The 6,923-nt window shown below is 66.8% G+C and carries 9 protein-coding genes; 2 read left to right on the plus strand and 7 right to left on the minus strand.

Translation table 11 applies throughout. The features are described from left to right. The 4 genes from ACFE77_RS15635 to ACFE77_RS15650 form a co-directional block, all read right to left on the minus strand. On the minus strand, window positions 1–303 hold a 303-nt coding region (locus tag ACFE77_RS15635), incomplete at its 3' end, for an FAD-dependent oxidoreductase (RefSeq protein ID WP_375422573.1). 41 nt (window positions 304–344) lie between these two features. Then, window positions 345–695, minus strand: coding sequence for an acyl-CoA thioesterase (locus tag ACFE77_RS15640; RefSeq protein WP_375422580.1), 351 nt, complete (start codon window positions 693–695; stop codon window positions 345–347). 41 nt (window positions 696–736) lie between these two features. Beyond that, a complete protein-coding gene (locus ACFE77_RS15645) occupies window positions 737–934 on the minus strand; it encodes a hypothetical protein (protein WP_375422574.1) in 198 nt (65 codons plus the stop codon). 7 nt (window positions 935–941) lie between these two features. Next, on the minus strand, window positions 942–2,324 hold the full coding sequence (locus tag ACFE77_RS15650) for a pyruvate dehydrogenase complex dihydrolipoamide acetyltransferase (protein ID WP_375422575.1): 1,383 nt from the start codon (window positions 2,322–2,324) through the stop codon (window positions 942–944). Between the two features lie 139 nt (window positions 2,325–2,463). Here ACFE77_RS15650 and ACFE77_RS15655 point away from each other — a divergent pair, with 139 nt between their 5' ends. Next, on the plus strand, window positions 2,464–2,919 hold the full coding sequence (locus ACFE77_RS15655; RefSeq protein ID WP_375422576.1) for a universal stress protein: 456 nt from the start codon (window positions 2,464–2,466) through the stop codon (window positions 2,917–2,919). 134 nt (window positions 2,920–3,053) lie between these two features. On the opposite strand, the gene ACFE77_RS15660 is transcribed toward ACFE77_RS15655, so the two are convergent. The 3 genes from ACFE77_RS15660 to ACFE77_RS15670 all read right to left on the minus strand — a co-directional run bounded on the left by ACFE77_RS15660 (window position 3,054) and on the right by ACFE77_RS15670 (window position 5,628). Beyond that, on the minus strand, window positions 3,054–3,233 hold the full coding sequence (locus ACFE77_RS15660; RefSeq protein ID WP_375422577.1) for a hypothetical protein: 180 nt from the start codon (window positions 3,231–3,233) through the stop codon (window positions 3,054–3,056). 78 nt (window positions 3,234–3,311) lie between these two features. Then, window positions 3,312–4,952, minus strand: coding sequence for an inorganic phosphate transporter (locus ACFE77_RS15665; protein ID WP_375422578.1), 1,641 nt, complete (start codon window positions 4,950–4,952; stop codon window positions 3,312–3,314). A gap of 274 nt (window positions 4,953–5,226) precedes the next feature. Further along, the gene (locus ACFE77_RS15670) at window positions 5,227–5,628 is read right to left on the minus strand and encodes a GFA family protein (RefSeq protein ID WP_375422579.1); all 402 of its coding nucleotides are present in this window, start codon (window positions 5,626–5,628) and stop codon (window positions 5,227–5,229) included. 154 nt (window positions 5,629–5,782) lie between these two features. Here ACFE77_RS15670 and ACFE77_RS15675 point away from each other — a divergent pair. Then, window positions 5,783–6,923: ATP-dependent helicase (locus ACFE77_RS15675; protein ID WP_375422581.1), on the plus strand; the 1,141-nt coding region annotated here is incomplete at its 3' end.

Consider the following 6,923-nt stretch of genomic DNA (forward strand, 5'->3'; position numbering starts at 1 on the left):
CAGCCCCTTGACGCCGGCATTGAGCTGCCCGGCCACCTTGCGGCTGCGATCGACCACCTTGGCGAGATCGAACGAGATGTTGCCCGCGCTCAGGCCATAGGCCTCGGCGTTCTGCATATAATGGTAGATTTCGGACGTGCGCAGCAGCGCCTTGGTCGGGATGCAGCCCCAATTGAGGCAGATGCCGCCGAGCCGCTCGCGCTCGACGATCGCGGTCTTCAGCCCGAGCTGCGACGCCCGGATCGCGGCGACATAGCCGCCTGGGCCGGAACCGAGGATGATCAGGTCGAATTGGTCAGCCACGTAGATTTCCTCGTTTGTTCGACGCGCCGAGACGCGAATCTTCATTCATCGGCCGCTGCCATCGCGCGCACCTTGCGCGGCTGACGGTCCTCGCCGATCGCGACGAAGACGAAGCGCGCCTGCGTCACCTTGTACGCTTCGTCGGAATGCCGGCTGCGGCGCCACGCCTCGACATCGATCGTCATCGACGTCGTGCCGGTCGCGACCAGCGCCGCATAGACCGAGACCTCGTCGCCGACGACCACCGGCCGGTGGAACTTCATCCCCTCGACGGTGATCGTCACCGCCCTGCCCTGCGCATGCCGCGACGCCACCGATCCGGCGGCAAGATCCATATGGCCCATCAGCCAGCCGCCGAAGATGTCGCCATACGGGTTCGCATCGGCGGGCATCGCGGTGACGCGGATGATCGGCGACGTGGCGGGCAGAGCGGTCAAAACTGCCCCCGATCATGGCTGCGCGCGCGGCGCAGCCGGCCGACGCCGAACACCAGCGTCGTTGCCATCGCCGCCGCGCCGCACCACCAGAAAACGGTGCGGCCGAGCGGATAGGCCCAGGACGCCGCCCACACCATCAGCCCCGCGACCGCGAGCCCCGCGGCCAGGTACAGTGCCTCGCCCAGCATCCGCACGTCGCGCCTACGCCAACATGCCGAGCGGCCGCTCGACCAGCTCCTTGAACGTCTTCATCAGCTCGGCACCGTCGGCACCGTCGATCGCGCGATGATCGAAGCTGCCGGTCGCCGACATCACCGTCGCCACGCCGAGCGCGTCGTCGATAACGTAGGGCCGCTTCTCGCCCGCGCCGATCGCCATGATCATGCCCTGCGGCGGATTGATCACAGCCTCGAACTGCTTGATCCCGAACATGCCCATGTTGCTGATCGACGCGGTGCCGCCCTGGAATTCCTCGGGCTTCAGCTTGTTGTCGCGCGCCCGTGCGGCGAGGTCCTTCATCTCGGTCGAGATCGCCGACAGCGACTTGGTGTCGGCACCGACCACGATCGGGGTGATAAGGCCCGCGGGCGTCGACACCGCCACCGAAATGTCGGCGCGGCTGAAGCTGATCAGTTCGTTCGGCGTGAACATCACGTTGCACTTCGGCACCGCGATCAGCGCCACGCCGAGCGCCTTCACCAGCATGTCGTTCACCGACAGCTTGACCTTGCGCGACTCCAGGCTCGCATTCAGCTCCGCGCGCAGCTTGAGCAGCGCGTCGAGCCGGATGTCGACGGTAAGATAGATGTGCGGCACCGTCTGCTTCGATTCGGTGAGCCGCCGCGCGATCGTCTTGCGCATATTGCTGAGCTTGGCCGCCTCGTGCGGGATGTCCGGGATCGCTGCAGGCTTGGCGGGAGCCGCGGGAGTGTCCGCAGCGGCAGGCGCGGCTGCCGACGCAACTGCCAGCGTCGCGGCACCCCCGGCCTTCGCGCCTTCGACATCGGCCTTTACGATCCTGCCGTTCGGCCCGGAGCCCTTCAGGCTGGCGAGATCGACGCCCTTGTCCGCGGCGATCCGGCGCGCCAGCGGGCTGGCCTTCACGCGATCGCCGCTCGCGGGCGCGGGCGTGGCATCCTTCGTCGACTCACCACCTTGCGGCGCTTTGGCGACTTCGGGTGGGCGGCCATGATCTTCCGCCTGCGCCATCGTCCGTTCGACCGGCGCGGCCTCGCTGCCGGTCTTGTTGGGATCGGTCGGGTCGAAATCGGGCTTGGGCAGCGGTTCGGCCAATGCCGGCGCTTCCTGCTTGGCCGTCGAGTCGATGTCGCCGACGCTCTCGCCGTCCTCGACAAGGATCGCGATCACCGCGCCGACCTTCACATTGTCGGTGCCCTCCGCGATCAGGATCTTGCCGATCACGCCCTCGTCGACCGCCTCGAACTCCATCGTCGCCTTGTCGGTCTCGATCTCGGCCATGATGTCGCCGGACTTGACGCTATCGCCTTCCTTCACGAGCCACTTGGCCAGCGTGCCTTCCTCCATCGTCGGGGAAAGCGCGGGCATCTTGATCTCGATCGACATGCAAATCCTCTTGCCTGGGGAGCGAGACGCTCTTCGCGCCATGACCTTGCAGGGTCAACCCCGCGACGTCCTCTCGCCCTTGCGGAATGCTAAGTCTCGGGCCACTCAGAGGCGATAAGTCGAACGGGAGCGGACGATCATGCGCATCTACCTGGTCGTCGTGGACGAAACGCCGGAGGCGGAGATCGCGATGCGTTTTGCGGCGCGGCGCGCGGTGAAGACAGGCGGTGGCGTCGAGATCCTCACCGTCATCCCGCCGCAGGAGTTCATCGCCTTCGGCGGCGTCCAGGCGACGATCGAGGAGGAAGCGCGCATCCACGCGGAGGGGATCGTCTCGGCAGCGGCGGGAACGTTGATCCAGGAATCGGGGCTGCGGCCGTCGATCACTGTCCGCCAGGGCGACGCACCCAAGATCATCCGCGAGATCATCGCCGCGAACCACGACATCGCCGCGCTGGTGCTTGGCGCGGCGGCCACCGGCGCCCCCGGGGACCTCGTCAGCCACTTCGCGGGCACCGACGCCGGCGCGCTCGGGGTGCCGGTGATGATCATCCCCGGCTCGCTCGACCGCGCCGGCATCGACCGGCTGAGTTGAGGGAACGGCCTTCTCACTCCGTCATCCCCGCGAAGGCGGGGATCCATACGGGCGAACTTCTGGGCTTACTCACCAGCGGCATGGGTCCTGGATCCCCGCCTCCGCGGGGATGACGAATGGAAGGGGATCGATCCCTAGCTTGCCCGCGAAAGCCCGCTCGTCGCCGCGCGAATCAGGTCGATCAACTGGCGGTTGATCGCCGGCCCATGCAGGCTCTGGTGCACCGACTCGTGCCCCTCGCGGCGCAGGCGCTGGCGGATCTCGTTGACCGAGTGCATCTGCCCCGATTGCGCGAGTTCGATCGCGCGATCCACCGTCGATATCGTCTGGTCCATGCGCCGCCTTGGCGCATCGGCGACCCCGGCGATAGCCCCGCGTCGGGCTCCTGGCGCTTAAAGGCCAGCCAGGCGTACGATCGTCAGCAACAGCCAGTAGAGCGTCCCCGCCAACAGCATCGCCGCGGGCAAGGTCAGCACCCAGGCGAGCCCCATCGACAGGATCGTGCGCCGCTGCAGCCCCGCCCCATTGGCGACCGACGCTCCGGCCACCCCCGACGACAGGATGTGGGTGGTTGACACCGGCAGGCCGAAGCGCTCCGCCAGCAGGATCGTCATCGCCGCCATCACCTCGGCCGATGCGCCCATGCCGTAGGTCAGGTGGGTCTTGCCGATCCGCTCGCCGACCGTGACCACGATGCGCTTCCAGCCGATCATCGTGCCCAGCCCCAATGCCAACGCGACCGTCACCTTCACCCAGAGCGGGATGAAGCGCGTGCCCTGTTCGAGCTGCCCGTTATAGCTTTTCAGCGTGTCGAGTTCGGGGGCGGAGAAACGCGCCTGTGCGGCCTTGTCGGCGAGCACCAGCTTGGTGGTGTCGAGCACCAGGTACATGTCGTTGCGCAGGTTCGGCGTCGCCGCCGCGGGCACCTTGCCAAGCGAGCCATAGCCGCCGATCCGCGCCGAGAGGTCGGCCGACAACGTCGACATGCCGCCGAAGACGCGGGGATCGTCGATCGCCTTGGTCTGCAGCGCGCGGGTCACCGTCGCCCGCGCCTCCTCGATCGATCCGGCACGCCCGCCATGCGCGGCATAGGCCGCCGATGCCGCGCTCGCGGTCTGGACGAAGGCGGGCGTCGCGCTTTCGGGCACGGTGCGGTTGAGCGCATAGGCGGTCGGCGCGCAGCCGATCAGGATGAGCATGATCAGGCCCATCCCCTTCTGCCCGTCATTGCCGCCATGCGCGAAGCTCACCGCGGTGCAGGTTCCGATCAGCAGCGCCCGAATGCCCCGCGGCGGCGGGGCATTGCCGACCGGCTCGCGGTACAGCGCCGGATCGCGCAGGACCCGCTTCATCGCGAACAACAGCAGCAGCGCGCCGACGAAGCCAATGACCGGCGCGATCATCAACCCCGACAACACCTTCTGAGCCTGCCCCCACGCCACCCCCGACGTGCCGCCGGGCACCTGCGACAGCAGCTGGTTGGCGAGCCCGACGCCGAGGATCGAGCCGATCAGCGCGTGGCTCGACGAGTTCGGCAGCCCGACATACCACGTCGCGAGGTTCCAGATCACCGCCGCGAGCAGCAGCGCGAAGATCATCGCGAAGCCGCCTGCCGACCCGACATGCAGGATCAGATCGACCGGCAGCAGCGTGATAATCGAATAGGCGACCGCGCCGCTGGAGAACATGACCCCTAGGAAATTCCAAACGCCCGACCAAACTACCGCCAGGGGCGCGGGCATCGAATGCGTGTAGATCACCGTCGCGACCGCGTTGGCGGTATCGTGGAAGCCGTTGACGAATTCGAACGCCAGCGCGATCAGCAGTGCCAGCCCGAGAAAGGCGAACACCCCCATCGCCATCCGCTCACCGACCTGCTGCGTATCGGCGAGGATGCTGACGCCGGCATAGACGAGCCCGCCGAGCAGCACCGCGGCGAAGATCCACCGCCCAGCCGGATGAAGCGCGGCGTCGAGCCGCGGACCACGGACGTGCGAGACCGACTCGCCGCCGGCAAGAGCTGTTGATGCCATGATGCTCCACCGATTGATCCAGTTCGGTGACAGTTTGATGACAAAGCGAGGACGTGGAGGAGATCACCAAACCCCGTTCGTCCTGAGTAGGGATCGAGTAGCCCGCAGGGCGTATCGAGAGCCCGTATCGAAGGACAGGTGGTCGCGCGGAACCTGTGCTTCGATACGAGCCCTCGATACGGCTCTGCGAGCCTACTCGGTCTCTACTCAGCACGAACGGGAGAAGTGACGCGATCACGCTCGAGCGCTTGGTGGATCAGTGACACCCCCCCCCTTACTCCACCGGCGGGAACCGCTCGAACCGCGGCAGCGCGGCGAGGTCGGCCTCCCACGCCAATGCATCGGCAGTCTGGATATGGGCACCGGGCGGAAACCGATCGGGATCGTCGAGAGTCGCGGACTGGATGTCGATCAAGCCGGGAAGGACCTGCTCGTTGACATAGAACATGCCCGTTCCGCAGGTGCCGCAGAACTGGCGCATCGCCGCTCCGGACGAGTTGTAGATTGTCGGCGTCCCGGTGATCGTCACCTGCTCATGCTTATAGGCGATCCATCCGATCATCGGTGCGCCCGCGCTACGCCGGCAATCCGCGCAATGGCAGATCGCGTGATGCAGCGGCTCGCCTTCCGCCGCATAGCCGATCGCGCCGCACCGGCATCGTCCCGTCGTGGTCATCACACTCTCCCGCTGTCGAGCAGCCCCGCACTTCACGCTTTGTTCCCACGAAGATGATGCGCATGCAAGGCCATCGCGCTTGCTCCCGGCGCCCGCGTTCCCTACCTGTTCGACGGTGACGCAGCTCGCCCCCCTCTCCGACGATCCTCCTTATCTGCGCGGCCTCAACGCGCCCCAGCGCGAGGCGGTACTGACGACCGAGGGTCCCGTACTGATGCTGGCGGGCGCGGGCACCGGCAAGACCGCGGCGTTGACCGCGCGGCTCGCGCACCTGCTGTGGACCCGCAAGGCATATCCGTCCGAGATCCTGTCGGTCACCTTCACCAACAAGGCGGCGCGCGAAATGCGCGAACGCGTCGGCCGGCTGGTTGGCGATGCTGTGGAGGGCATGCCGTGGCTCGGCACCTTCCACGCGATCGGCGCCAAGATGCTCCGCCGCCATGCCGAGCTGGTGGGGCTGCAATCCAACTTCACGATCCTCGACACCGACGATCAGCTTCGCGTGCTGAAGCAGCTGATCGTCGCCGCCGACCTCGACGAGAAGCGCTGGCCCGCGCGCAGCCTTGCGGGGCTGATCGACGACTGGAAGAACAAGGGCCTCATCCCCCGCGACATCGATGCTGGCGAAAGCGAGCGCTATGCCAACGGTCGCGGCGGCGAGCTGTACCAGGCGTATCAGGACCGGCTGAAGGCGCTCAACGCCTGCGACTTCGGCGACCTGCTGCTCCACATGCTGGTCATCCTGAAGACGCACCGCGACGTGCTGACGCTCTATCAGCAGCGTTTCCGCTACATCATGGTCGACGAGTATCAGGACACCAACAGCGTCCAGTATCTCTGGCTTCGTCTGCTCGCGCAGGAACGCCGCAACATCGCCTGCGTCGGCGACGACGACCAGTCGATCTACAGCTGGCGCGGCGCGCAGGTGGAGAACATCCTCAAGTTCGAGAAGGACTTCCCGGGCGCAACGGTGATCCGGCTCGAACAGAATTACCGATCGACCCCGCACATCCTCGGCGCCGCATCGGGCGTCATCGCGCAGAATAGCGGACGGCTCGGCAAGACGCTGTGGACCGAGCTCGACGCGGGCGAGAAGGTGAAGGTGATCGGCGTCTGGGATGGGCCCGAGGAGGCACGTCGGGTCGGCGACGAGATCGAGTCTTGCCAGCGCGCGGGCAAGAGCCTCGACGACGTCGCAATCCTGGTCCGCGCCCAGCACCAGACCCGCGAGTTCGAGGATCGCTTCATCGCGATCGGCATGCCGTACAAGATCGTCGGCGGCTTCCGCTTCTACG

Source organism: uncultured Sphingomonas sp., assembly GCF_964243315.1.
Classification (GTDB): Bacteria; Pseudomonadota; Alphaproteobacteria; order Sphingomonadales; family Sphingomonadaceae; genus Sphingomonas.